This is a genomic window from Klebsiella sp. BIGb0132, assembly GCF_024810075.1.
Taxonomy (GTDB): Bacteria; Pseudomonadota; Gammaproteobacteria; order Enterobacterales; family Enterobacteriaceae; genus Klebsiella; species Klebsiella terrigena.
Window position 1 is genome coordinate 125,365 of record NZ_JANUDW010000007.1, and the last position, 24,641, is coordinate 150,005.

The following is a 24,641-nucleotide window of genomic DNA, read 5'->3' on the forward strand; positions in this document are numbered from 1 at the left end:
CATCCCCCGTCAGAAGTCGTAGTTGTTGATGTTCTCTTTGGTGAACACCACGCGCTCCGGCAGCAGCACGATGCCGTTACCTTTCGCCTCATACTGATAGCCCTGGACGCTGTTTGGCTCGACCTTCAGCGTTCCGATATCTTTTACCTCCACGCTGTCACCGACGTTAAGATCGCCTTTTTTCAGCAGACGATCGGCGACGTTAACCGCAATTTTTCCCTGCTGGACCACATCCCACAGGCCGAAGGCTTTCACCGTGCCGCGCTCAACGTACGGGCGCATAACGTTCGGAGTGCTAAAGCCGACAATCGCCACCCCCTGACGCTTAAGGTTCTCCGCCGCCTGCGCCGCCGCCGGGAGCGCGTTGGCGTCCGGGGCGATAATGGCGTCGAGATCCGGGTAGGCTTTTAGTATGCCCTCGGCGGTTTGCAGCGATTTGGTGGCGTCGTTATAGCCGAACTGGGTGGTCACCACTTCCCACTGCGGGTGCTCTTTGGCGATCTTCGCTTTGGCCTCTTTGACCCACTGGTTCTGATCGGTCACCGTCGGGCTGGAGTAGAAGAACGCCACCTTAGCGGCCGGTTTGGTTACCTGCTTCGAGGTCATATCCACCAGCAGTCCGCCGAGCTGCTGCGGGGTGCCCTGGTTGATATAGATACTGCGGCATTCGGGTTTGGTATCGGAGTCCCAGGTCAGCACCTTCACGCCGCGCTGCATCGCGCGTTTGAGCGCCGGGCACAGGCCGTCCGGCGATACCGCGGAGACGATAATCGCGTTGTAGCCCTGGTTGACGAAGTTGTTGATCAGCTGCACCTGGCCGGAGACGCTCGGTTCGGTCGGGCCGTCGTAGGTGACGTCAACCCCCAGCGCCTTGCCCGCCTCTTTGGCGCCGTTGCCGCCGCTGGTAAAGAAGCCCACGCCGACGAGTTTAGGAATAAAGGCAATGCGGTCTGCGGCCTGGGCGGTCGCCACGCTCAGCGCCAGCGCCAGGGCGCTCGTTTGCAGGATTCGTTTGGTTTTCATCGTATGTTTATGCTCCGATTGTTTTATGCGCGAGAAAGGCGTCGCCAGGTCATTCGCACCCATTCACGGTGCAGGCTCAGCGAGCGCCCCATCACCACCACAACCAACAGCGCCCCTGACAGCGCGCTCGACACCTGGTTGGGGATGCCGACCATCTGTAAACCTTGTTGTAAATATCCCACCAGCAGCGCCGCCAGCGCCGTGCCGATAATGGAACCTGAACCGCCGTAGATATTCGCCCCGCCAAGCACCGCGGCGGTCAGCGCCGGCATCAGCAGATCGCGGCCGAGATCCGATCGCGCCGAGCCAAAATAGGAGACCATCACCAGCGCGGCGATGGCCGAGGCCACGCCCACCAGGCCATACAGCACGTACGGCATGCCGTTCACCGACAGCGCGGCATAGCGCGCGGCGCGCGGGTTTTGCCCGAGCAGAAACAGGAGGCGGCCAAAGCGCCCGCGATGGGCCAGCAGCCAGAAGAAGAAGGTGATGACGATAAACAGCACCAGCGGCAGCGGCAGGCCGAACAGGGTCAGGTTGGCGAAGGCGGTGAAGGCGTCGGGGAAGCCGCCAATCCCTTCATAGCCGGTCGCGCCCGCCATGCCGGAGAGCAGCAGCGCCCCGCCGCCGTAGAGGTAGAGGGTGCCGAGGGTGATCACCAGCGGGCTGATGCCGGTGTAGTGGATCAGCGCCGCGTTAATCAGCCCGCACAGCAGGCCAAGCAGCAGGGTTAGCGGGATGGCCAGCCCCATCGGCCAGCCCGCCTGCATCATCACCCCCAGCGCGATGGCGCACAGGCCGATGGTCGAGCCAAGCGAAATATCGATGCCGCCGCTAACGATCACCAGCGTCAGCGGCAGGGCCACGATGCCGATACAGATAAAATCGCTGGTGCTGAACAGCAGCATATTGATATCCAGCATCCGCGGGTTAATGGCCCCAAACAGCAGAATTTCCACCACCAGCAGCGCCAGCAGCGCGCTTTCCCAGCTGAGCTTCATCACGCCACCTCTTTGTTTTTACGCTTTGTGAACGGGGCCACGCCTTTTCCCCCCTTATTACCGGGCTGAAAGCGGGCATATTTCAGCGCTCGCTGGTGGCGGCTCAGCGCCTGGCGCAGCCGCCCGTCGAGCACCAGCACGCCGAGCAGCACCAGGCCGGCAATAAAGTCGTTCCACCACGCCGGGAGCCTGAGCAGCACCAGCACGGTATCAATCTGAGTAAGGAAGAAGGCGCCGAGGAACGCGCCGATGAGCGTCCCGGTGCCGCCGAGCAGGGAAATACCGCCGAGCACGCAGGCGGCGATGGCTTTCATCTCCAGCCCGCTGCCGGTCTGGTTGGGCACAAAGCCAATCTGGGCGGCAAAAACGACGCCGGCGCAGGCGGCCAGCATGCCGTTAAGGGTAAAGGCGAGCATCCGCGTGCGGTTCACCGCGACGCCCAGCTGGCGCGCGGCGGTCAGGTTGTCGCCGACGGCGTAGAAATCGCGGCCGGCAGCGGTGCGCGACAGCATCCAGGCGCCGGCCAGCAGCAGAACCAGCACCAGCCAGCCCAGCGGCGAGATGCCGATAAACGCCGGCTCCGAGAGCGACTTGAGGCTATCCGGCAGGCCTTCAATCCATTTACCGCCGGTCCACAGCAGCATCACCCCGCGATACAGCCCGAGGGTGCCAAGGGTGGCGACAATCGCCGGAATGCGCAGACCCACCACCAGCAGGCCGTTAAAGGCCCCCGCCAGGGCGCCAATCGCCAGCGCAAACGCAATGGCCGCCGTCAGGCCGTAGCCGCCGTTGAGCGCCACGCCCACCGCAATGGCGCACAGGCCAACGGTGGAGCCGACGGAAACGTCGATATTGCGGGTCAGCATCACCAGCGTCGCCCCCAGCGCCAGCAGGCAGAGGATCTGCGAGCTGGCGAAGATCATGCCCAGGGTCTGCAGGCTGAAGTAGGCCGGGTTGAGCGCCACCAGCCCGGCAAACAGCACCACGATGGCGAGAAAAGCGCTCAGTTCGCGATTTTTCAATAACGTTTTCATGCCGCGCCTCCAAATGCCAGCGTCATCATGCGTTCAACGGTCACCGCCCGGCGCGCCAGCTCGCCGCTCTGTCGGCCCTGATGCATCACCAGCACCCGGTCGGCCAGGCCAACAAACTCATCCAGATCGCTGGAGATCATCAGCACCGCCACGTTCTGCGCGGCGACGCTTTTCAGCAACTGGTAGATATCGGCGCGGGCGGAGACGTCCACGCCGCGCGTCGGCTCGTCGACGATCAGCAGCAGCGGATTGGCTTCAAGGCAGCGCGCCAGCAGCACCTTCTGCTGGTTACCACCGGAGAGGGTGCGCACCGGCTGGTCGCTATCGGCAAATTTGATCCCCAGCGCCCGGTGATAGCGCTCCACCACCGCAGCCTCGCGTTTATCCTGCTGCCACAGCGACGGCTGGTTAAACATCACCGTGTTCCAGCGCACCGGCGCATCGAGAAACAGTCCTGAGACCTGGCGATCTTCCGGCAGATAGACCAGCCCGCTGGCCAGCCGGGCGCGGGTGCTGGCGACGCTGATGTCGCGGTTCTCCAGCCAGACCCGCCCCGCGCGCGGCGGCCGCAGGCCATAAAGGGTTTCGGCAAATTCGGTGCGCCCGGATCCCACCAGACCGGCGAGGCCGACGATCTCCCCGGCGTAGATCTCAAGGCTTAGATCGATAAAGCCCTCGCCGGTGAGATCCTCCACCCGCAGCACCGGGAAGTCCTGCGGCTGGGTGCGTCGGTTGCCCGGCAGCGCCAGCCACAGCTTCTGCGTATCGCTGAGGGCGTGTTCCCGGTCGGCGGGCGTCATGGCGCTCACCAGCTGATTGTCGCTGTAGTCGGCGGTGTGCCCGCTCAGCACCACCGCGCCGTCGCGCATGACCGAGACGTGGCTGGCGATCTGGCGGATCTCCGGCAGCTTGTGGGAGATAAAGACGATGCCGACGCCGAGATCCTGCAGCGCGCGGATCTGGCAAAACAGACGCGCCGTTTCGCCCGGCGTTAAGGAGGCGGTGGGCTCATCGAGGATCAGGATCTGCGCTTTGCGCATCAGGCCGCGCAGGATCTCGACCATTTGCTGATCCGCTACCTCGAGGGTGCTGGCCGCCGCGTCGAGATTCAGCTGGCAGCTGAGCTGCTGCAGCTTTTCCTGCAGCTGCGCGGCGCTATCGGCGCGCTTCGGCAGGCGAAACAGAATGTTTTCCCGCACCGTCAGGTTAGGGAACAGCATCGGCTCCTGCGGCACCAGATAGACGCCCTGCTGATGGGCCAGCGCGGGGGTCAGGCGCGTAAAGGTGTTCCCGCCGAGGGCCAGCTCGCCGCTGTCGGGGGTTTCTACGCCGGCGACAATCTTCATCAGCGTCGATTTCCCGGCGCCGTTACCGCCCATCAGGGCGTGCACCTGGCCGGAAAATAACGTGAAATCAATCGCCTTCAGCACGCTAATGCCGGAGAACTGTTTGCAGATTTGGCGGGCTTCAAGCAGTGGCTTCATTATCACGCCTCAATTTGAACAAATGATTTTTTAATTTAATAATGTTCAAAAGCGTAGACCCTGAACTATATTTACAACCGTGCGAGGATCACAGTTTTATGCTTTCGATCGTTTGAATAAAACCAGCGAACAGCCAAAGATCGGTTTTGCCGGCCGGCTCACATTTTCCGACCGTGCAATAGCGAACATATGATCTAAATTTTTATAAGAGTTCACTTTATGAGCGAAAAACGCATTACGGAAGAGAGCCGCTACGCCGGGCTGGCGTTAGCCGAGGAAGAGCTGGTGGCGCGGGTGGCCTGGTGCTACTACCACGACGGCCTGACGCAAAACGACATTGGTGAACGTCTGGGGCTGCCGCGGCTGAAGATCTCCCGGCTGCTGGAGAAAGGCCGCCAGTCCGGGGTGATCCGCGTGCAGATCAACTCCCGCTACGAAGGGTGCCTGGCGCTGGAGACCGAGCTGCAGCGGCGTTTCGATCTGAAGATTGCGCGCGTGCTTCCGGCGCTGAACACCCCGCCGATGAACACCCGCCTGGGGATCGGCGCGGCGCAGTCGCTGATGGGCGTCCTGGCGCCGGGGCAGCTGCTGGCGGTCGGTTTCGGCGAGGCGACCATGAGCTGCCTGCAGCATCTGAGCGGCTTTATCAGCTCTCAGCAAGTGCGGCTGGTGACCCTTTCCGGCGGCGTGGGCCCTTACATGACCGGGATCGGCCAGCTGGACGCCGCCTGTAGCGTCAGCATTATCCCGGCGCCGCTGCGGGTCTCCTCCGCCGACGTCGCCGAGATCCTCCGTCGGGAGTCGAGCGTGCGCGACGTGATCCTCGCCGCCACCGCGGCGGATGCGGCGGTAGTGGGCATCGGGGCTATCGACCAGCGCCGCGACGCCACTATCCTGCGCTCCGGCTATATCAGCGAAGGCGAACAGCTGATGTACGCCCGCAAAGGAGCGATAGGCGACATTTTGGGTTATTTCCTGCAGGCCGACGGCAGGCGGGTTGAGGGACTGGAAATTCACCGGGAACTGCTTGGCGTGACCCTCGACGAGCTGGCGCAGCTGCCAACCATCGTCGGCGTTGCCGGAGGAACGGAAAAAGCGCAGGCGATTTACGCGGCTCTGATCGGCAAGCGGATTAATGGCCTGGTAACGGAAGAGACAACAGCACGCGCGGTGCTCACGCTGGCCTCCTGACGGCCCTGCGCCGCGCAACACCAGCGAGGCGCATGTCATGAGTTACCTGTTAGCGTTAGATGCCGGGACCGGCAGCATTCGGGCGGTGGTTTTCGATCTTGCGGGGCGCCAGGTGGCGGTCGGCCAGGCCGAATGGAAGCACCTGAGCGTGGAAAATGTCCCCGGCTCGATGGAGTTCGACCTGATCACCAACTGGCAGCTGGCCTGCCAGTGCATCCGCCAGGCGCTCGCCGCCGCTCACCTCAGCGCGGCGGATATTCAGTCCGTCGCCTGCTGCTCGATGCGCGAAGGGATCGTTTTATATGACCGCAACGGCGAGGCCATCTGGGCCTGCGCCAACGTCGACGCGCGCGCCAGCCGCGAGGTGGCGGAGCTCAAAGAGATCCACGATTTCCGCTTTGAGTCCGAAGTGTATGAGGTCTCCGGCCAAACCCTGGCGCTCAGCGCCATGCCGCGCCTGCTGTGGCTGGCCCACCATCGCCCGGATATCTATCGCCAGGCGGCCACCGTCACCATGATCAGCGACTGGCTGGCGGCAAAACTCTCCGGCGAACTGGCCGTCGACCCGTCCAACGCCGGCACCACCGGGATGCTCGATCTGTTCAGCCGCGACTGGCGTCCGGCGCTGCTGGATATGGCCGGGCTGCGCGCCGATATGCTCTCGCCGGTGAAAGAGACCGGCACGCTGCTGGGGGCGGTCACCGACGCCGCGGCGCAGCAGTGCGGGCTGCGGGCGGGCACGCCGGTGGTGATGGGCGGCGGCGACGTGCAGCTGGGCTGCCTCGGCCTCGGGGTGGTGCGCGCGGGGCAGACCGCCGTGCTGGGGGGCACCTTCTGGCAGCAGGTGGTCAACCTGCCGCAGCCGCGCACCGACCCGGAGATGAATATTCGCGTCAATCCCCACGTCATTCCCGGCATGGCCCAGGCGGAGTCGATTAGCTTCTTTACCGGCCTCACCATGCGCTGGTTCCGCGACGCCTTCTGCGCCGAAGAGAAGCTGGTGGCCGAGCGCCTCGGCGTGGACGCCTACTCTCTGCTGGAGGAGATGGCCAGCCGGGTGCCCGCCGGCTCCCACGGGGTGATGCCGATCTTCTCCGATGCGATGCATTTTAAGCAGTGGTACCACGCCGCGCCGTCGTTTATTAACCTCTCCATCGACCCGGAAAAGTGCAATAAGGCGACCCTGTTCCGCGCGCTGGAAGAGAATGCGGCGATTGTCTCGGCCTGTAATCTCGCGCAGATCTCCCGCTTCTCGGGGGTCACCTTCGATAGCCTGGTCTTCGCCGGCGGCGGGTCGAAGGGCGCGCTGTGGAGCCAGATCCTCAGCGACGTCACCGGCCTGCCGGTGCGCGTCCCGGTGGTGCGCGAGGCCACCGCCCTCGGCTGCGCCATCGCCGCCGGCACCGGCGCCGGGCTGTACGCCGATATGGCAGCAACGGGTGAAAAGCTGGTGGGCTGGCATCGGGAGTTTACGCCTGACCCGGCGCATCGCGAGCTCTATCAGGAGATGATGAGCAAATGGCAGTCGGTCTACGCCGACCAGCTCGGGCTGGTGGACAGCGGGCTGACCACCTCCATGTGGCAGGCGCCGGGGCTTGAGCCGGCTGCGCGCCGCCACCGGGTCTAGCCCACCGGCCGCCGCGCCATCGCAGAGAGCCGATGGCGCCCGGCCACGCATCATTCTTTGAATCCCATCACAATCGCCGCACTCCCCTTTTCCCTTTTCGCCGGCGACGGCTAAATTAGTAACTCATCCGACCACATAACAATAATGTTACATATTCGACCCTGGAAGCCATTATGAGCCACTATCCGTCGTTATTCGCTCCGCTCGACCTGGGCTTTACCCAGCTTAAAAACCGCGTGCTGATGGGCTCCATGCATACCGGGCTGGAGGAACACGCCGACGGCGCGGAGCGGCTGGCGGCCTTTTACGCCGAGCGCGCGCGTCACGGGGTTGCGCTGATTGTGACCGGCGGCGTGGCGCCTGCCGCCTCCGGCGTTACGATGGCCGGCGGCGCGGTGCTTAACGACGCCAGCCACCTTGCGCATCACCGGCACATTACCGACGCGGTGCACCGCGAAGGCGGCAAAATTGCCCTGCAGATCCTGCATACCGGCCGCTACAGCTACCAGCCGCAGCTGGTCGCCCCTTCGCCGCTGCAGGCCCCGATTAACCGCTTTACCCCGCACGCCCTGAGCCACGATGAGATTCTGCAGCTGATCGACGATTTTGCCCTCTGCGCCCAGCTGGCGAGGGAAGCGGGCTACGACGGCGTCGAAGTAATGGGCTCGGAAGGCTACCTGATCAACGAATTCCTCGCCGCGCGCACCAACCACCGCGACGACGACTGGGGCGGCGACTACGCTCAGCGCATGCGCTTTGCCGTCGAGGTCGTACGGGCCGTGCGCCAGCGCGCGGGCGCCGACTTTATTATTATTTATCGCCTGTCGATGCTCGATCTGGTGCACGACGGCAGCACCCTGCCGGAAGTGATTATGCTGGCAAAAGCCATTGAGGCGGCGGGCGCGACGATTATCAACACCGGCATCGGCTGGCACGAGGCGCGCATTCCGACCATCGCCACGCCGGTGCCGCGCGGCGCCTTTAGCTGGGTGACCCGCAAGCTGAAAGGCGCGGTGTCGATTCCGCTCATCACCACCAACCGAATTAACGATCCGCAGGTGGCGGAGGCGATCCTCGCCCGCGGCGACGCCGATATGGTGTCGATGGCCCGCCCTTTCCTCGCCGACGGTGAATTCCTGACGAAGGCGCAAAGCGGCCGGGCGGATGAAATCAATACCTGCATCGGCTGCAACCAGGCCTGCCTCGATCGGATCTTCGTCGGTAAAGTGACCTCCTGCCTGGTTAACCCTCGCGCCTGCCACGAAACCCTGATGCCGGTCACCCCTGCCGCCGCGCCGAAACGGCTGGCGGTAGTCGGCGCCGGCCCCGCAGGACTGGCCTTTGCCGTCAACGCCGCCTCGCGCGGGCACCGCGTGACGCTATTCGACGCGCAAAAAGAGATCGGCGGCCAGTTTAATATCGCCAAACAGATCCCCGGCAAAGAGGAGTTCTATGAAACCCTGCGCTACTACCGGCGGATGCTGGAACTGACCGGCGTCGATCTGCAGCTTAATACGCCGATCGACGCCGATCGGCTGATGGCGTTTGATGAGACGATCCTCGCCACCGGTATCGCGCCGCGGATGCCGGATATCGACGGCATTATGCATCCGAAGGTGCTGAGCTATCTCGACGTGCTGCGCGATAAGGCGCCGGTGGGCGACAGCGTGGCGATTATCGGCTGCGGCGGCATCGGCTTTGATACCGCGATGTACCTCAGCCAGCCGGGGCCCGCCACCAGCCAGGATATTGCCGGGTTCTGCGAGGAGTGGGGAATTGATACCAGCCTGCAGAGCGCGGGCGGATTGCGGGCGGAAGGCGCCCGGCTGCCGAAAAGCCCGCGCAGGATCGTCATGCTTCAGCGTAAAGCCGGTAAGCCCGGCGACGGCTTAGGCAAAACCACCGGCTGGATCCACCGCGCCACCCTGCTGGCTCGCGGCGTGAAAATGATCCCGTCGGTAAGCTATCAGAAGATCGACGATGAGGGGCTGCACGTGACGATCGACGGCGAAACCCAGCTGTTCAGCGTCGATCGGGTGATTATCTGCGCCGGCCAGGAGCCGAAGCGCGAGCTGGCGGATCCGCTGCGGGCGGCGGGGAAAACGGTGCATCTGATAGGCGGCTGCGACGTGGCGACGGAGCTCGATGCCCGCCGCGCGATTGCCCAGGGAACCCGATTGGCGCTGGAGATTTAGCGCCAATCGCCCGGCGGCGCAGCGCCTTTGTGGGCAACCGCCGCCGGCAGGTCAGTGAATCAGCGCAGCCTGCGCGCCTTCACCGCTTTCAATACCACGAATTTATTGTTGGTGGCGACGGTGGTGCAGTTGCCGAAGATTTTCTTCAGCTTATGGAAATAGTCCAGGTGACGGTTCGCCACGATGTACAGCTCGCCGTTGACCTTCAGGCAGCGGCGCGCATGGTGGAACATCTCCCAGGCGATATTATCCGTCAGCGCATGCTTCTGATGGAACGGCGGGTTGCACAGCACGGCGTTAAAGCGGAAAGGCTCCACGCCCGACAGCGCGTTGTTAATCATAAATTCGCAGCGGTCCAGCGCTTCCGGCATGTTGGTTTCAACGTTCAGGCGGCTGGAGGCCACGGCCATCGGCGATTCATCAACAAACACCACGCTGGTCAGCGGGTTTTTCTCCAGCAGCGTCAGGCCAACCACGCCGTTGCCGCAGCCGAGATCGACAATCTCACCTTCGAGGTTGGAAGGAAGATGCTCGATAAAGAAGCGTGCGCCAATATCCAGCCCGGTGCGGGAGAAGACGTTCGCATGGTTGTGGATAGTCCAGTCGGTGCCGTCCAGCTTCCAGCTGAGGGTTTCCGGGGCATCGGCCAGCGCCGGTGCGCTGAAGGTGCAGTTGATCAGGCGCGCTTTCTTCCAGGCCAGGGTCGTGGTGGTCGGGCCCAGCACCTTTTCAAACAGCTCCAGCGTGGAGGTATGAATATCCCGCGCCTTGGCTCCCGCGATAATTCGGGTTTGCGGCGTCACCACCAGGCGCAGCGCGCGCAGCTGCTGCTCCAGCAGCGCCATCGTTTTCGGCACTTTTATCAGCACCACGCCCGGCGCCTGCGGGTATTCGGCGGTGCTGTCGAGAAACTTGACGCTGGATTCAGCAATATCGTTATGGCGCAGGTTCTCACGAGTGGCGAGCTCGGTGAGGTACGAGTCGCCGATGCTGTAAGGCGTATGTTCGGCCAGCGCGCAGCTCAAGGCGCCAAAGGTGTCGTTCAGAATCAGGACCGGGCCGTTAATCTCCGTATCGTCCAACTGCTGCAGCAGGTATTCATCCGCCGCTTCCCACGCCAGCAGCGGGTTAACGTCGTCCGTTTCCGGGAAACGTTTCAGTGTCAGTGAACGGAAACCGTTGTCTAAGTGGCTCATCGGCCCTCCTGAGTGGTAAAATTTTGGCGTTATCCCTGAAAAGGGTGCGTGAGTATACCCTTTTTATTTTTTATTTGGGGCTTTGATGAGTCAACTAACTTACCTGCAGGGCTATCCGGAGAGTTTACTCTCTCAGGTGCGCACATTAATTGCCGAGCAGCGCCTTGGCGCGGTGCTGGAAAAACGCTATCCACAGAGCCACGACGTCAACAGCGATAAGGCGTTGTATCAATATACCCAGGATCTGAAAACCCGCTTTTTGCGCGGCGCGGCGCCGGTGAATAAAGTGATGTATGACAGCAAGATCCACGTGCTGAACAACGCGCTCGGCCTGCATACCGCCATTTCGCGCGTGCAGGGCGGCAAGCTGAAGGCGAAGGCCGAAATTCGGGTCGCGACTGTGTTCCGCGACGCGCCGGAAGCCTTTCTGCGGATGATTGTGGTTCATGAGCTGGCGCATCTGAAAGAAAAGGACCACAACAAAGCCTTCTATCAGCTCTGCTGCTATATGGAGCCGCAGTACCACCAGCTGGAGTTCGATACCCGCCTGTGGCTAACGCACCTTTCGCTAAATCGTTCTGCGCAGTAGCGCACTGGTTTTGTCATGATGGCATGCTAGAGTGGCAAAAGGTTCCCTTTCACGGAGTTCGTCAACCTTTATGATTCGTTTCGCAGTTGTTGGCACAAACTGGATAACCCGCCAGTTTGTCGATGCCGCCCATGAAACCGGCAAGTATAAGCTCACCGCCATCTACTCCCGCAGCCTTGAACAAGCGCAGGCTTTCGCTAAGGATTATCCGGTTGAACACCTGTTCACCTCGCTGGACGATCTGGCGCAGAGCGATGCCGTTGACGCGGTGTATATCGCCAGCCCGAACTCCCTGCACTTCCCGCAAACGCATCTGTTTTTGACGCATAAAAAGCACGTGATTTGCGAAAAGCCGCTGGCCTCCAATATCCGCGAAGCCGAAGCCGCTATCGCCGCCGCGAAGGAAAACCAGGTGGTGCTGTTCGAAGCCTTTAAAACCGCCAGCCTGCCCAACTTCCAGCTGCTGCAGCAGTCGCTGAGCAAAATTGGCCGCCTGCATAAAGCCTTTATCAACTACTGCCAGTACTCTTCACGCTATCAGCGCTACCTCGACGGCGAGAACCCCAACACCTTCAATCCGGCCTTCTCTAACGGCTCGATCATGGATATCGGCTTTTACTGCCTGGCCTCGGCGGTCGCGCTGTGGGGCGAGCCGCGCGCCGTCCACGCCAGCGCCAGCCTGCTGGAGAGCGGCGTCGATGCCCAGGGCACGGTGGTGCTGAGCTATCCTGATTTCGACGTCACCCTGCACCATTCGAAAGTGAGCGACTCGACGCTGCCGAGTGAAATCCAGGGGGAAGCCGGCGCGCTGGTTATCGAGAAAATCTCCGAATGCCAGAAGGTGTGCTTCATTCCGCGCGGCGGGAAAGCCCAGGACCTGACGCAGCCGCAGCATATCAATACTATGCTGTATGAAGCGGAAGAGTTTGCCCGGCTGGTTGAAGCCAATCAGGTGACTCACCCGGGCCTGGAGGTTAGCCGCATTACGGCGAAGCTGCTGAGCGAGATTCGCCGTCAGACCGGAGTCGTTTTCCCGGCCGACAGCCAGCCTGCGGCGTAAAAGAGTGTAAGGTGCCGTCAGCGACCATTGACGCCATTTATGACTTGTAATACTTTGTTACGCGCAAAGGGGAGTAACTTCCTTGCCGGTGGATCGTCATTACGATGCGTGTTAAAGCGCATCCGGTCGCCGGGCAACGGTAAAAGGCCGCGTCCTGTGGGCGAGTTCTTTTACCGTTGTAAGTGAGACCTTGCCGGAAGGCGAGGTCTATGCATAAACACGCAGCGGCTGCCGTCTTCCGACGTCAGCCGTTTTGTTTTTATGTAAGGAATATCGTAATGAATAGTGTCGGCACACCGTTGTTATGGGGCGGATTCGCTGTTGTCGTGGCGATCATGCTGGCTATCGACCTGCTGCTTCAGGGACGTCGCGGTGCGCATAGCATGACCATGAAGCAGGCCGCGGGCTGGTCAATTTTGTGGGTCACGCTCTCCCTCCTCTTTAACGCCGCTTTCTGGTGGTATCTGGTACAAACCGAAGGACGCGCGGTCGCCGATCCGCAGGCGCTGGCCTTCCTCACCGGCTACCTGATCGAGAAAGCGCTGGCCGTTGATAACGTCTTTGTCTGGCTGATGCTGTTTAGCTACTTCGCCGTACCGCCTGCGCTACAGCGTCGGGTGCTGGTATACGGGGTTCTTGGGGCGATCGTGCTGCGTACGGTGATGATTTTCGCCGGCAGCTGGCTTATCTCCCAGTTTGAGTGGCTGCTCTATATCTTCGGCGCATTCCTGCTGTTTACCGGCGTGAAGATGGCGCTGGCGAAAGAGGATGATTCCGGCATCGGCGATAAGCCGCTGGTTCGCTGGATCCGCAGCCACCTGCGGATGACCGATAAAATTGAGGGTGAGCACTTCTTTACCCGGCAAAACGGCGTGCTGTTCGCCACGCCGCTGCTGCTGGTGCTGATCCTCGTGGAGATAAGCGACGTCATTTTCGCCGTCGATAGCATTCCGGCTATTTTCGCCGTCACCACCGATCCGTTTATCGTCCTGACCTCGAACCTGTTCGCGATCCTCGGCCTGCGCGCGATGTACTTCCTGCTGGCAGGCGTGGCGGAACGCTTCTCGATGCTGAAATACGGCCTGTCGATCATTCTGGTCTTTATCGGTATCAAGATGCTGATCGTCGATTTCTACCATATCCCGATCGGCATTTCGCTCGGTACGGTAGGCGGAATTCTGGCGCTGACGCTGCTGATCAACGCCTGGGTCAACCAGCAGCACGATAAGAAAAAGCGGCTGCAGTAAGCCGCAGATGGGCCGGGTGGAGTCCCCTTTCCCCCGGCCCTTCGCCTTCACCGCGCATTATTTTACCAATGTCACAAAATCGTTAAAATACAGTTAAAAAATCAGATCCCGCCGCAATAAGCAGCATTTTACGCTTCCTCCCTGGCGCTGTTTCCGTATACTCAACCAGGCAAACATTTACTTACATCCGGACATAAACGTAACAAATAATACGCCCCGGAGCGGAAAGCCACATCACTGGAAGGAATAAATCATGACGACTCACACTCCCCCATCAGGCCTGCTGAAGCGCCTGTCCCAGGGTAGCCTGGTGAAACAAATTTTACTGGGTCTGGTTCTCGGCGTGCTGCTGGCGCTGGTGTCAAAACCTGCCGCAATCGCCGTTGGCCTGCTGGGAACGCTGTTCGTCGGGGCGCTGAAAGCCGTCGCCCCGGTGCTGGTTCTGATGCTGGTTATGGCCTCAATCGCCAACCACCAGCAGGGGCAAAAGACCAATATTCGCCCGATTTTATTCCTTTATCTGCTGGGCACCTTCAGCGCCGCGCTGACCGCGGTGCTGTTCAGCTTTATCTTCCCTTCCACGCTGCATCTGACCACCGCCGCCGACAGCATTACGCCGCCCTCCGGGATCGTAGAAGTGCTGCGCGGGCTGCTGATGAGCATGGTGGCAAACCCCATTGATGCCCTGCTCAACGCCAACTATATCGGGATTCTGGTATGGGCCGTGGGTCTGGGATTTGCGCTGCGCCACGGTAACGAAACTACGAAGAATCTGGTTAACGACGTCTCCAACGCGGTGACCTTCATCGTGAAGGTGGTGATTCGTTTCGCACCGCTGGGTATCTTCGGCCTGGTCTCCTCGACCCTGGCGACGACCGGGTTTGATACGCTGTGGGGCTACGCCCAGCTGCTGCTGGTGCTGGTAGGCTGTATGCTGCTGGTCGCGCTGGTGATTAACCCGCTGCTGGTATTCTGGAAGCTTCGCCGCAATCCCTATCCGCTGGTATTGATGTGCCTGCGTGAAAGCGGCGTGTACGCCTTCTTTACCCGCAGCTCCGCGGCGAATATTCCGGTCAATATGGCCTTGAGCGAGAAGCTGAACCTGGATCGTGACACCTATTCGGTTTCTATCCCGCTAGGCGCCACCATCAATATGGCCGGAGCCGCCATCACCATTACGGTGCTGACGCTGGCGGCGGTTTACACCCTGGGCATCCCGGTCGATTTACCTACGGCTCTGCTGCTCAGCGTCGTGGCTTCCCTGTGCGCCTGCGGCGCGTCCGGCGTGGCGGGCGGCTCGCTGCTGCTGATCCCATTAGCCTGCAACATGTTCGGTATCCCGAACGACGTTGCCATGCAGGTCGTGGCCGTCGGCTTTATCATCGGCGTCCTGCAGGACTCCTGTGAAACCGCGCTGAACTCCTCCACCGACGTGCTGTTTACCGCCGCGGTCTGTATTGCCGAAGACGAGCAGCTGGCGAAAAACGCTCTGCGCAGCTAATCCGCGGCCCCGGTAAGGGCCTGTAAAACACAACGGCGTATCATCATCTGATACGCCGTTTTTGCATTGCCTTGCCCACTCTTTAACTCCGCAGTTTAGCCCTTCGCGGTCGCTAAACGGAGCCAACGCCGCGGCGGCGTAAAGAGTGACGCGTCATTAGAGAGTGACGCCGCTTTTAAAGATCGCCAGCTCGCGGAAGTCGTTGCGTTCGTTGCAGGTCTGCCTGCCGCTGGCAATCTCGGCGATTGTGTCGACAAACTCCTCCAGCAGCTGCGGCATGGCTTTACCGTGAATCAGCTGGCCGGCATCGAAATCAATCCAGTGTTTCTTTTTCGCCGCCAGCTCGCTGTTGGTGGCGATTTTTACCGTCGGCACGAAGCCGCCGTAAGGCGTGCCGCGCCCGGTGCTGAATAGCACCATGTGGCAGCCGGCGCCGGCCAGCGCGCTGGTCGCCACCGCGTCGTTGCCCGGCGCGCTCAGCAGGTTCAGGCCGTGCACCTTCAGGCGCTCGCCGTAGCGCAGGACGTCCACCACCTGGCTGGAGCCCGCTTTCTGCGTGCAGCCCAGCGACTTATCTTCGAGAGTGGTGATGCCGCCCGCTTTATTGCCCGGCGATGGGTTCTCGTAAATCGGCTGGTTGTGCGCAATGAAGTACTGCTTAAAGTCGTTCACCATGGTGACCAGCTTGTCGAAGGTCGCTTCATCGCGGCAGTGGCTCATCAGCAGCCGCTCGGCGCCGAACATTTCCGGCACCTCCGTCAGTACGGTTGTGCCGCCGTTCGCAATCAGGTAGTCAGAAAAACGCCCCAGCATCGGGTTGGCGGTGATCCCCGACAGCCCGTCCGAGCCGCCACATTCGAGGCCAAACTTCAGCTCGCTGAGCTTGCCCGGTTCGCGCTTGTCCTCGCGCATCGCCTGATAAAGCTGGTGGAGATGTTCGATCCCCGCCTCCACTTCATCTTCCTGGGCCTGGCAGACCATAAAGCGCACGCGCTGCGGGTCGAAGTCGCCCAGCGTCTCCCGGAAGGCGTCGACCTGGTTATTTTCACAGCCGAGGCCGATCACCAGCACCGCGCCGGCGTTGGGATGACGCACCATATTTTGCAGCATGGTGCGGGTGTTAATATGGTCATCCCCCAGCTGCGAGCAGCCGTAAGTGTGGCTGAAGAGGAAAACCCCGTCGGTGCCTTCCGCGTCATGGGTCTCTTTCAGGAAGCGATTCTGAATCTGACGCGCAATGCCGTTGACGCAGCCAACGGTCGGCAGGATCCACAGCTCGTTGCGCACCCCGACATCGCCGTTAGCCCGGCGATAAATCTGCACCTCGCGATCGGCGGGCTGCGCCGACGGCTCGGCGAGATCCGGTTGATAGCTATACTCGTCAAGGTCGCTCAGGTTGGTCCGCGTATTGTGGGCGTGAATATGCTCCCCTGGCGCGATATCCGCCAGCGCATGACCGATGGGCAAACCATACTTAATGACGTTTTTTCCCTTCGCAATGCCGCATAGCGCGAACTTGTGCCCGCGGACGATATCCTGGCCTAGCGTGACGACCGCATCGTCGATAGTGACCGTCGTGCCTGCCGCCATATCAGCCAACGCCACCGCGACGTTGTCCTGCGAATGGATTTTAATGTATTGCATATCAACCGACCTCTGGTCTTAGTTCAGTTCAATGGCGAAGTAATCACGCGCATTGTTAAAGCAGATGTTTTGCACCATCTCGCCCAGCAGCTGAATATCCGCCGGCGCTTCTCCTGCTTCCACCCAGCGGCCGATCATCTGGCACAGGATGCGGCGGAAATATTCATGGCGCGTGTAGGAGAGGAAGCTGCGGCTGTCGGTCAGCATGCCGACGAAGCGGCTCAGCAGGCCAAGCTGAGCCAGCTGGGTCATTTGACGCTCCATGCCGTCTTTCTGATCGTTGAACCACCAGCCGGAACCGAACTGCATTTTGCCCGGCATCCCCTCGCCCTGGAAGTTACCGATCATGGTGCCCAGCACTTCGTTATCGCGCGGGTTCAGGCAGTAGAGGATGGTTTTCGGCAGCAGGTTCTCTTCGTTCTGCTTGCTCAGCAGCTTCGACAGCTCTTCCGCCATCGGCCGATCGTTGATGGAGTCGAAGCCAACGTCCGGCCCTAACAGCTTGAACTGGCGCTGGTTATTGTTACGCAGCGCGCCGATGTGGTACTGCTGGACCCAGCCGCGGCGGGCGTACTCTGCGCCGAGGAACACCAGCACGGCGGTTTTGAACTGCGCGATCTCGCGCTCGCTCAGGACGGTGCCGGTCAGGCGGCGGGCGAGGATGCTATCCAGCTCGGCCTCGCTGGCTTCGGCAAACAGCACCACATCCAGCGCGTGGTCGGAGACTTTGCAGCCGTGGGCCGCGAAGTGATCGAGACGCTTCGTTAACGCGGACTGCAGGTCGGCAAAGCGGCGAATATCGGTATCGGATACTTCGCCCAGCGTCGCCATATAGTCGCTGAAGGTCGCCTGTTCGATATTAAACGCCTTATCCGGACGCCAGCTCGGCAGGACTTTGGTGGTGAAGCTCGCGTCTTTTGCCACCGCCGCGTGGTGTTCCAGCGAATCAACCGGATCGTCGGTGGTCCCGACCATTTTCACGTTCATCTGCTGCATGATGCCGCGGGCAGAAAAACGCTCCTCCGCCAGCAGCGCGTTGCACCGATCCCAGATCTCATCGGCGGTAGCTGGAGACAGCACCTTACCTGTAATACCAAAAGGACGACGCAGCTCAAGATGCGTCCAGTGGTATAACGGGTTGCCAATGGTATGCGGCACGGTGGCGGCCCAGGCGGCAAACTTCTCGCGATCCGACGCATCGCCGGTACACAGGCGTTCAGCAACGCCGTTTGTGCGCATTGCGCGCCATTTGTAATGATCGCCTTTCAGCCAGATGTCATACAGATTTTTAAAACGATAATTTTCGGCGATCTGCTGCGGAGGCAGATGGCAGTGATAGTCGAAAATCGGCTGTTCTTTGGCGTAGTCATGGTACAGACGGCGGGAAAATTCGGTATCAAGCAGAAAATCTTCAGTCATAAACGGTGTCATTTTCTTTTCCTCTTCGCCCCTTTGCGGAGCCCTTCAGATGATTGACTATCATGCTGACAAAGTTATCACACCAATTTCCAGAGGCCGAAATCTTTTTCGTGAGTTAGATCAATAAACGCTGACAAAAAAATTACCGCCAAAGGAGTAAAAGCTTCGCCAGGCCGCGCCAGTACTGGCTTTGCTCGCAGAGGATAATACCCCCATAAACTTTCCCACTTTTGTGACGGCACTCAACCTTTGAAGTTGTATGACAAGTTATCTTGCTTTCGTCGAAACATATGAACCGACGGAATATATTACCGATGACGACAGGCATCGGATTGAACGGTATGGATGCCGGATTAAACATAACGATTGATGGCAAGGTTCGGGCCATACGGGTTTCCCACCCTGAGCCCTCCGTTCTCCCTCTTCATCGCCGTTACGGGGCTGAAGATGGCCGCACTCGCTGCGGATATAAAACAAACGATGAGGTTTTACATGCGTAAAATTAAAGGGTTACGTTGGTATATGATCGCACTGGTGACATTGGGCACCGTGCTGGGGTACCTGACGCGTAACACTGTGGCTGCGGCTGCGCCAACTCTGATGGAAGAGTTACACATCTCCACCCAACAGTATTCCTATATCATCGCGGCCTACTCGGCTGCTTATACCGTTATGCAGCCTGTTGCGGGCTACGTGCTGGATGTTCTCGGTACCAAAATCGGCTACGCCTTCTTCGCTATCGCCTGGGCTATTTTCTGTGGTTCAACGGCACTGGCAGGCAGCTGGGGCGGATTAGCCCTGGCGCGTGGCGCCGTGGGTGCCGCTGAAGCCGCCATGATCCCAGCGGGCCTGAAGGCCAGCTCGGAATGGTTCCCGGCCAAAGAGCGCTCCATTGCCGTTGGCTACTTCAACGTTGGCTCCTCGATCGGCGCGATGATCGCGCCGCCGCTGGTGGTCTGGGCGATTGTGATGCACAGCTGGCAGATGGCGTTCATCATCTCCGGCGTCCTGAGCTTCGCATGGGCAATGGCGTGGCTGGTGTTCTATAAGCACCCGCGTGACCAGAAAAAATTAACCAGCGAAGAGCGCGACTACATCATCGGTGGCCAGGAGTCTCAGCATCAGACCAACAACGGTAAGAAGATGTCGCCATGGCAGATCCTGCGCAACCGTCAGTTCTGGGGTATCGCCCTGCCGCGCTTCCTTGCGGAGCCGGCCTGGGGGACCTTCAACGCGTGGATCCCGCTTTTCATGTTTAAAGTGTATGGCTTTAACCTGAAAGAGATCGCCATGTTCGCATGGATGCCGATGCTGTTCGCTGACCTCGGCTGCATCGTAGGTGGCTACCTGCCGCCGCTGTTCCAGCGCTGGTTTGGCGTCAACCTGATCGTCTCGCGTAAAATGGTCGTCACCATGGGCGCCGTCCTGATGATTGGCCCGGGTATGATTGGCCTGTTCACCAGCCCGTTCGTGGCTATCGCCCTGCTGTGCGTCGGCGGTTTTGCTCACCAGGCGCTGTCCGGGGCGCTGATTACGCTCTCTTCCGACGTATTCGGTCGTAATGAAGTGGCGACCGCTAACGGCCTGACCGGTATGGCGGCCTGGATGGCGAGCACCATGTTTGCGCTGGTGGTCGGCGCGCTGGCGGACACCATCGGCTTTAGCCCGCTGTTTGCCGTGCTGGCGGTCTTCGATCTGCTGGGTGCCATCGTCATCTGGACCGTACTGAAGAACAAATCGGCGGACGACGATCCCACCCCGCTCAGCACCAGTAAACCGGTGACGCAAAGCTAGCGACTGCACCGCAAGATTGACCCGCTAAAGCCGCCTCGATAAAGGCGGCTTTTTCATGCCTGGCAGTGGTGGGATGCGCGTAAAAGTGGTATAACAAATCCAATATTGTCGCCATCTTCCGGGAGCGAATATGGAAATCACAGAACCACGTCGTTTGTATCAGCAGCTGGCCGCAGAGTTGAAGGCACGTATTGAACAAGGTGTCTACCTGGTGGGCGATAAGCTGCCCGCAGAGCGGTTTATTGCCGACGAGAAAAGCGTTAGCCGTACCGTGGTTCGCGAAGCCATTATCATGCTGGAAGTCGAAGGCTATGTGGAAGTGCGCAAAGGCTCGGGCATTCACGTTATCTCCAATCATCCGAAGCACCAGCAGCCGATCGACGAGACCCTGGAGTTCGCCAACTACGGTCCGTTTGAGCTGCTGCAGGCCCGGCAGCTGATTGAGAGCAATATCGCCGAGTTTGCCGCCACCCAGGTGACCAAGCAGGACATCATGAAGCTTATGGAGATCCAGGAGAACGCGCGCAAAGAGAAGTGCTTCCGCGATTCCGAGTGGGACCTCCAGTTTCACGTTCAGGTTGCGCTGGCGACCCAGAACTCCGCCCTCGCGGCGATTGTCGAAAAAATGTGGACCCAGCGCGTGCACAACCCCTACTGGAAAAAACTGCACGACCATATCGACATGCGCACCGTCGATAGCTGGTGCGACGATCACGATCAGATCCTTAAAGCGCTGATTCGTAAAGATCCGCACGCCGCGAAGCTGGCGATGTGGCAGCACCTGGAAAACACCAAGCTGATGCTGTTCAACGAAACCAGCGATGATTTTGAATTCAACGCCGATCGCTACCTGTTTGCGGAAAATCCGGTTGTTCACCTCGATACCGCCGCCAACGGCGTAAAATAAGCGATTATCCTCATTCCGGGCCGACGACCAGCGTCCGCCCGCCATCCTGACCAGGTAAGCAAACATCTATAGTGTCAGCCTGTGTAAAGACACTCGCCACTCGCCGCCGCAATCAGCAAAATCAACAAGCAACAAACTGCAATTTATCTGCCGTAAAGTCAGCGGTTTTGTTACAATTAGATGCATTTCGTCGTTCTGCAGCTCGCATTTGCTTATCTTTATCTGATGCACGCCTATCCCTTCAGGGTACGTGCAGAGAGCAAAGGAAGAGATACCCGGTAGCGTGGATAGCAATAGCGGCTGGTTTTTCCGCGCAAAAGTAGCCTGGAACGACCTGAAGAAGATGATGCCAGACAGGGATCCGTTCAGACCGCATCAGCAGCGACCATAATCCAATAACAACCTATGTCGCTATATTTACACTGCGTTCAGACGTACCGTTAACCGATGTACCAGGAATCGTGAATGGAACTATTAACCCAATTGTTAAATGCTCTATGGAGCCAGGATTACGAAACTCTCGCCAATCCCTCCATGATTGGCATGCTGTATTTCGTCTTATTTATGATTTTATTCCTCGAAAACGGCCTGCTTCCGGCCGCTTTTTTACCGGGCGATAGCCTGCTGGTTTTGGTTGGCGTCCTGATTGCTAAAGGCGCAATGGGCTTCCCCGAAACGCTGCTGCTGCTCACAACGGCCGCCAGCCTCGGCTGCTGGCTGAGCTATATTCAGGGCCGCTGGCTGGGCAACACGCGGATTGTGCAGAACTGGCTTTCGCATCTGCCGTCCCACTATCATCAGCGCGCGCACCATCTGTTCCATAAGCACGGGCTTTCCGCGCTGCTGATTGGCCGCTTTATCGCTTTCGTTCGTACCCTGCTGCCGACTATTGCCGGCATCTCGGGGCTGAACAATGCGCGCTTCCAGTTCTTTAACTGGATGAGCGGCCTGCTGTGGGTACTGATTCTGACCTCCCTGGGCTACCTGCTGGGCAAAACGCCGGTATTCCTGAAATATGAAGATCAGCTCATGTCCTGCCTGATGCTGCTGCCGGTGGTGCTGCTGGTATTTGGCTTAATCGGATCGCTCGTGGTGATGTGGAAGAAAAAACACAGAAGTCGGGGCTGATGATGGTTAATAAACGCCCTTCTCTGCGTAAGTTGGGCTGGATGCTGGGCGGTTCACTTTTGCTGTGCGCCCTGTTCTGGCTATGGCTGGCGGCGCAACAACAGGAAGCCACCCTCGCTATCCACCCCGCAAGTCAGGATGTTGGCATGCCGGACGGCTTTTCCGTCTGGCACCATCTTGATGCCAACGGTATTCGTTTTAAAAGCATCACGCCGCAAAAAGATGGCCTGCTGATCAAATTTGATTCCAGCGCCCAGGGAATAGCGGCGAAAGAAGTGCTGGGACGCGCCCTGCCGCACGGCTATATTATTGCTTTGCTGGAGGAAGATAACACGCCGACAGCATGGCTCTCCCGCCTGCGCGATACGCCACACAGGTTTGGATAATTTCCAAAATTCTGAATATTTTCACGCAGTTTGGTGATTTCCTGTTTTCCTTACTATGCTTAAGACTGCGGGAGCCACCGGGCTGACGTTAATCAACTGGATCGGGTCTATCCTACGGATATGCCCTCACACAATGGAAGGTAGCATCCATGAAACACCGCATCGCTTTGATCCTGGTTTTAACTTCGCTTAGCTCCAGCGCCTTTGCCATCTCCCCCTGTCAGGAAAAAGAGCAGGATATCCAGCGGGAGATTAGCTATGCCGAGAAACATCATAATCAGAACCGTATTGATGGCCTCAATAAGGCGCTGCGTGAAGTTCAGGCCCACTGTAGCGACAGTAAGCTCAAAGCCGATCACCAGCAAAAAATCGCTAAGCAGCGGGAAGAGATTAGCGAACGTCAGCGCGATCTGCGCGAAGCCGAACAGAAAGGCGATGCTGAGAAAATCAGCAAGCGCCAGCATAAACTTGATGAAGCGCAGCAAGAGCTGAAAGCGCTTGAGTCACGTGAGTATTAGTATGTATATGGACCACTCTACAGGAGAGAAAGATGCCTAAAGATAACGTTGCAGACGACCTGCGTGCAGAACTGAAGACTCTGGCTGATACCCTGGAAGAAGTGCTGAACTCCTCCACGGATAAATCGAAGGAAGAGATAGGCAAGCTGCGTAGCAAAGCAGAAAGCGCGCTGAAAGAGAGCCGCGTACGCCTGGGTGAAACCGGCGATGCCATCGTCAGGCAGACCCGTGAAAGCGCCGCGCGCGCCGATGAGTACGTTCGCGAAAATCCGTGGACCGGCGTAGGTATTGGCGCAGCCGTTGGGCTGGTGCTGGGTGTCCTGCTGACGCGTCGCTAATTATGGCGGACTCTCAACGCACGCAAGGACCGGGTCAGAGCGTTTTCGGCATCGGCCAGCGCATCGTATCGCTGCTGGTTGAAATGGTGGAAACGCGTCTGCGTCTGGTGGTCGTGGAGCTGGAAGAAGAGAAGGCTAACCTCTTCCAGCTGTTCCTGATGCTGGGGCTGACCCTGCTGTTCGCCGCGTTCGGCTTGATGAGCCTGCTGGTGCTCATTATCTGGGCCGTCGATCCGCAGTATCGCCTGAACGTCATGATCGCCACCACCGCCGTGCTGCTGCTCGCTTCGCTGATCGGCGGTATCTGGACGCTACGCAAGGCCCGGCGTTCGACGTTCCTGCGCCATACCCGCACGGAGCTGGCTAACGACAGAGCGCTGCTGGAGGATGATTAACCGTGAGCAGTCAACAGGAACGTGAGCGGCGCAAGACGCTTCTGCTGCGCCAGATCCAGCAGCAGCGGCTGGATTTAACCGCCGGCCGCCGCGACTGGCTGGCAGCCACCGCCCCGCTCGACCGGGGCTGGTTAACGCTGCAAAACCTGCGCTCGTGGGCGCTGGTCGGCAGCGGCGTAATGGCCATCTGGTCCGTTCGCCACCCTCGCTTTCTTATGCGCTGGACCCGGCGCGGCGTCGGCGCCTGGAGTACCTGGCGCATGGTTAAAGGCCTGCTGCGCCAGCAATCATCGCGCTAAGGCACACCGCGCTGAGTTCCCCCACCTGCTTTGTTCTCAGGACCTTAACCGGTCCTTTTATTTGCCTGTCTCCCGGGTAATTACTCAGAATTCTTGATGAAGATCTACAGTTTTCCTTGCTAACAATTCCCGCAACGTCTCGCTAATATTCACTCCATCGACCGCAACCCTGCGTAACTACGCAGGATTGCACCAAAAAACAAAACCGCCGCCCTTTGGGTTTTCTGGAGTAAGAAATGAAAAAATTAGAAGATGTTGGTGTACTGGTAGCACGTATCCTGATGCCAATCCTGTTTATCACCGCAGGCTGGGGAAAAATCACCGGATATGCAGGCACTCAGCAATACATGGAAGCTATGGGCGTCCCGGGTGCATTACTGCCGTTAACCATTCTGCTTGAGTTCGGCGGCGGCCTGGCCATCCTGTTCGGCTTCCTGACCCGTACGACCGCGCTGTTCACCGCCGGTTTTACCCTGCTGACCGCGTTCCTGTTCCACAGCAACTTTGCTGAAGGCGTGAACTCGCTGATGTTCATGAAAAACCTGACCATCGCAGGCGGCTTCCTGCTGCTGGCTATCACCGGTCCAGGCGCATTCAGCATCGACCGCGTGCTGAATAAAAAGTGGTAAGCACACTATACTGAATCAAAAAGCGAGGAGATATCT

The 24,641-nt window shown here is 59.5% G+C and carries 22 protein-coding genes and 1 pseudogene; 16 read left to right on the top strand and 7 right to left on the bottom strand.

What is annotated here, in order from left to right; all coding sequences use genetic code 11:
- Positions 1-9 precede the first annotated feature (9 nt).
- The 4 genes and pseudogenes from lsrB to lsrA form a co-directional block, all read right to left on the bottom strand.
- Complete coding sequence (lsrB, locus tag M2416_RS18830) at positions 10-1,023, bottom strand: autoinducer 2 ABC transporter substrate-binding protein LsrB (RefSeq protein ID WP_041147329.1); 1,014 nt, start codon at positions 1,021-1,023, stop codon at positions 10-12.
- A 7-nt stretch (positions 1,024-1,030) separates the two neighbouring features.
- A pseudogene (gene lsrD / locus M2416_RS18835) lies at positions 1,031-2,024 on the bottom strand (autoinducer 2 ABC transporter permease LsrD).
- Positions 2,024-3,058: an autoinducer 2 ABC transporter permease LsrC gene (gene lsrC / locus M2416_RS18840; RefSeq protein ID WP_041147331.1), complete on the bottom strand. Its 1,035-nt coding sequence runs from the start codon at positions 3,056-3,058 to the stop codon at positions 2,024-2,026. The pseudogene lsrD and the gene lsrC overlap by 1 nt, the downstream one beginning before the upstream one ends.
- Positions 3,055-4,542: an autoinducer 2 ABC transporter ATP-binding protein LsrA gene (gene lsrA / locus M2416_RS18845; RefSeq protein WP_259226310.1), complete on the bottom strand. Its 1,488-nt coding sequence runs from the start codon at positions 4,540-4,542 to the stop codon at positions 3,055-3,057. Before lsrA ends, lsrC begins: the two co-directional genes overlap by 4 nt.
- A 219-nt stretch (positions 4,543-4,761) precedes the next feature.
- On the opposite strand from lsrA, the gene lsrR reads away from it, so the two are divergent.
- From lsrR to M2416_RS18860, 3 genes are all read left to right on the top strand, one after another.
- Entirely contained in the window at positions 4,762-5,733 is a 972-nt protein-coding gene (gene lsrR / locus M2416_RS18850) for a transcriptional regulator LsrR (protein WP_045856735.1), read from the top strand.
- 37 nt (positions 5,734-5,770) lie between these two features.
- Positions 5,771-7,360: an autoinducer-2 kinase gene (gene lsrK, locus M2416_RS18855; RefSeq protein WP_259226311.1), complete on the top strand. Its 1,590-nt coding sequence runs from the start codon at positions 5,771-5,773 to the stop codon at positions 7,358-7,360.
- A gap of 173 nt (positions 7,361-7,533) precedes the next feature.
- The gene (locus M2416_RS18860; RefSeq protein WP_259226312.1) at positions 7,534-9,555 is read left to right on the top strand and encodes an NADPH-dependent 2,4-dienoyl-CoA reductase; all 2,022 of its coding nucleotides are present in this window, start codon (positions 7,534-7,536) and stop codon (positions 9,553-9,555) included.
- Positions 9,556-9,614: 59 nt separating this feature from the next.
- Here the strand turns inward: M2416_RS18860 and rlmG are convergent, their stop codons facing one another.
- Positions 9,615-10,751 carry a 23S rRNA (guanine(1835)-N(2))-methyltransferase RlmG gene (rlmG, locus tag M2416_RS18865; RefSeq protein ID WP_041147336.1) on the bottom strand — a complete coding sequence of 379 codons (1,137 nt, stop codon included), beginning with the start codon at positions 10,749-10,751 and terminating at the stop codon, positions 9,615-9,617.
- A gap of 85 nt (positions 10,752-10,836) precedes the next feature.
- Here rlmG and M2416_RS18870 point away from each other — a divergent pair, with 85 nt between their 5' ends.
- From M2416_RS18870 to sstT, 4 genes are all read left to right on the top strand, one after another.
- A complete protein-coding gene (locus M2416_RS18870; protein ID WP_041147337.1) occupies positions 10,837-11,340 on the top strand; it encodes a M48 metallopeptidase family protein in 504 nt (167 codons plus the stop codon).
- A 70-nt stretch (positions 11,341-11,410) separates the two neighbouring features.
- A complete protein-coding gene (locus tag M2416_RS18875; RefSeq protein ID WP_259226313.1) occupies positions 11,411-12,400 on the top strand; it encodes a Gfo/Idh/MocA family protein in 990 nt (329 codons plus the stop codon).
- Positions 12,401-12,678: 278 nt separating this feature from the next.
- The gene (locus tag M2416_RS18880; RefSeq protein WP_041147339.1) at positions 12,679-13,647 is read left to right on the top strand and encodes a TerC family protein; all 969 of its coding nucleotides are present in this window, start codon (positions 12,679-12,681) and stop codon (positions 13,645-13,647) included.
- Between the two features lie 253 nt (positions 13,648-13,900).
- Positions 13,901-15,148 carry a serine/threonine transporter SstT gene (gene sstT / locus M2416_RS18885; protein ID WP_041147340.1) on the top strand — a complete coding sequence of 416 codons (1,248 nt, stop codon included), beginning with the start codon at positions 13,901-13,903 and terminating at the stop codon, positions 15,146-15,148.
- A 156-nt stretch (positions 15,149-15,304) separates the two neighbouring features.
- Here the strand turns inward: sstT and M2416_RS18890 are convergent, their stop codons facing one another.
- Together M2416_RS18890 and uxaC are read right to left on the bottom strand one after the other, a co-directional pair.
- Complete coding sequence (locus tag M2416_RS18890) at positions 15,305-16,792, bottom strand: UxaA family hydrolase (RefSeq protein ID WP_259226314.1); 1,488 nt, start codon at positions 16,790-16,792, stop codon at positions 15,305-15,307.
- A gap of 18 nt (positions 16,793-16,810) precedes the next feature.
- On the bottom strand, positions 16,811-18,223 hold the full coding sequence (uxaC, locus tag M2416_RS18895; protein WP_259226316.1) for a glucuronate isomerase: 1,413 nt from the start codon (positions 18,221-18,223) through the stop codon (positions 16,811-16,813).
- 480 nt (positions 18,224-18,703) lie between these two features.
- Here uxaC and M2416_RS18900 point away from each other — a divergent pair, with 480 nt between their 5' ends.
- From M2416_RS18900 to M2416_RS18940, 9 genes are all read left to right on the top strand, one after another.
- On the top strand, positions 18,704-20,005 hold the full coding sequence (locus M2416_RS18900; protein WP_041147343.1) for an MFS transporter: 1,302 nt from the start codon (positions 18,704-18,706) through the stop codon (positions 20,003-20,005).
- 130 nt (positions 20,006-20,135) lie between these two features.
- Complete coding sequence (exuR, locus tag M2416_RS18905) at positions 20,136-20,912, top strand: transcriptional regulator ExuR (protein WP_041147344.1); 777 nt, start codon at positions 20,136-20,138, stop codon at positions 20,910-20,912.
- Positions 20,913-21,377: 465 nt separating this feature from the next.
- A complete protein-coding gene (yqjA, locus tag M2416_RS18910) occupies positions 21,378-22,040 on the top strand; it encodes a DedA family general envelope maintenance protein YqjA (protein WP_041147345.1) in 663 nt (220 codons plus the stop codon).
- Positions 22,040-22,426, top strand: coding sequence for an EnvZ/OmpR regulon moderator MzrA (mzrA, locus tag M2416_RS18915; protein WP_172620402.1), 387 nt, complete (start codon positions 22,040-22,042; stop codon positions 22,424-22,426). The genes yqjA and mzrA overlap by 1 nt, the downstream gene beginning before the upstream one ends.
- A 149-nt stretch (positions 22,427-22,575) precedes the next feature.
- Positions 22,576-22,944, top strand: coding sequence for a DUF1090 domain-containing protein (locus tag M2416_RS18920; protein WP_041147346.1), 369 nt, complete (start codon positions 22,576-22,578; stop codon positions 22,942-22,944).
- Between the two features lie 32 nt (positions 22,945-22,976).
- Positions 22,977-23,282 carry an ElaB/YgaM/YqjD family protein gene (locus M2416_RS18925; RefSeq protein ID WP_041147347.1) on the top strand — a complete coding sequence of 102 codons (306 nt, stop codon included), beginning with the start codon at positions 22,977-22,979 and terminating at the stop codon, positions 23,280-23,282.
- 2 nt (positions 23,283-23,284) lie between these two features.
- Positions 23,285-23,677, top strand: a complete 393-nt coding sequence (locus M2416_RS18930; RefSeq protein ID WP_076946587.1) for a phage holin family protein — start codon at positions 23,285-23,287, stop codon at positions 23,675-23,677.
- 2 nt (positions 23,678-23,679) lie between these two features.
- Positions 23,680-23,976: a YqjK-like family protein gene (locus M2416_RS18935; RefSeq protein ID WP_045856702.1), complete on the top strand. Its 297-nt coding sequence runs from the start codon at positions 23,680-23,682 to the stop codon at positions 23,974-23,976.
- Between the two features lie 236 nt (positions 23,977-24,212).
- A complete protein-coding gene (locus M2416_RS18940) occupies positions 24,213-24,605 on the top strand; it encodes a DoxX family protein (protein WP_004867955.1) in 393 nt (130 codons plus the stop codon).
- Positions 24,606-24,641: the final 36 nt, after the last annotated feature.

Bases quoted from the DNA above. Each gene is read 5' to 3' on its own strand.
- lsrB (WP_041147329.1), bottom strand. From the start codon at position 1,023: ATGAAAACCAAACGAATCCTGCAAACGAGCGCCCTGGCGCTGGCGCTG.
- lsrC (WP_041147331.1), bottom strand. From the start codon at position 3,058: ATGAAAACGTTATTGAAAAATCGCGAACTGAGCGCTTTTCTCGCCATC.
- lsrA (WP_259226310.1), bottom strand. From the start codon at position 4,542: ATGAAGCCACTGCTTGAAGCCCGCCAAATCTGCAAACAGTTCTCCGGC.
- lsrR (WP_045856735.1), top strand. From the start codon at position 4,762: ATGAGCGAAAAACGCATTACGGAAGAGAGCCGCTACGCCGGGCTGGCG.
- lsrK (WP_259226311.1), top strand. From the start codon at position 5,771: ATGAGTTACCTGTTAGCGTTAGATGCCGGGACCGGCAGCATTCGGGCG.
- M2416_RS18860 (WP_259226312.1), top strand. From the start codon at position 7,534: ATGAGCCACTATCCGTCGTTATTCGCTCCGCTCGACCTGGGCTTTACC.
- rlmG (WP_041147336.1), bottom strand. From the start codon at position 10,751: ATGAGCCACTTAGACAACGGTTTCCGTTCACTGACACTGAAACGTTTC.
- M2416_RS18870 (WP_041147337.1), top strand. From the start codon at position 10,837: ATGAGTCAACTAACTTACCTGCAGGGCTATCCGGAGAGTTTACTCTCT.
- M2416_RS18875 (WP_259226313.1), top strand. From the start codon at position 11,411: ATGATTCGTTTCGCAGTTGTTGGCACAAACTGGATAACCCGCCAGTTT.
- M2416_RS18880 (WP_041147339.1), top strand. From the start codon at position 12,679: ATGAATAGTGTCGGCACACCGTTGTTATGGGGCGGATTCGCTGTTGTC.
- sstT (WP_041147340.1), top strand. From the start codon at position 13,901: ATGACGACTCACACTCCCCCATCAGGCCTGCTGAAGCGCCTGTCCCAG.
- M2416_RS18890 (WP_259226314.1), bottom strand. From the start codon at position 16,792: ATGCAATACATTAAAATCCATTCGCAGGACAACGTCGCGGTGGCGTTG.
- uxaC (WP_259226316.1), bottom strand. From the start codon at position 18,223: ATGACACCGTTTATGACTGAAGATTTTCTGCTTGATACCGAATTTTCC.
- M2416_RS18900 (WP_041147343.1), top strand. From the start codon at position 18,704: ATGCGTAAAATTAAAGGGTTACGTTGGTATATGATCGCACTGGTGACA.
- exuR (WP_041147344.1), top strand. From the start codon at position 20,136: ATGGAAATCACAGAACCACGTCGTTTGTATCAGCAGCTGGCCGCAGAG.
- yqjA (WP_041147345.1), top strand. From the start codon at position 21,378: ATGGAACTATTAACCCAATTGTTAAATGCTCTATGGAGCCAGGATTAC.
- mzrA (WP_172620402.1), top strand. From the start codon at position 22,040: ATGATGGTTAATAAACGCCCTTCTCTGCGTAAGTTGGGCTGGATGCTG.
- M2416_RS18920 (WP_041147346.1), top strand. From the start codon at position 22,576: ATGAAACACCGCATCGCTTTGATCCTGGTTTTAACTTCGCTTAGCTCC.
- M2416_RS18925 (WP_041147347.1), top strand. From the start codon at position 22,977: ATGCCTAAAGATAACGTTGCAGACGACCTGCGTGCAGAACTGAAGACT.
- M2416_RS18930 (WP_076946587.1), top strand. From the start codon at position 23,285: ATGGCGGACTCTCAACGCACGCAAGGACCGGGTCAGAGCGTTTTCGGC.
- M2416_RS18940 (WP_004867955.1), top strand. From the start codon at position 24,213: ATGAAAAAATTAGAAGATGTTGGTGTACTGGTAGCACGTATCCTGATG.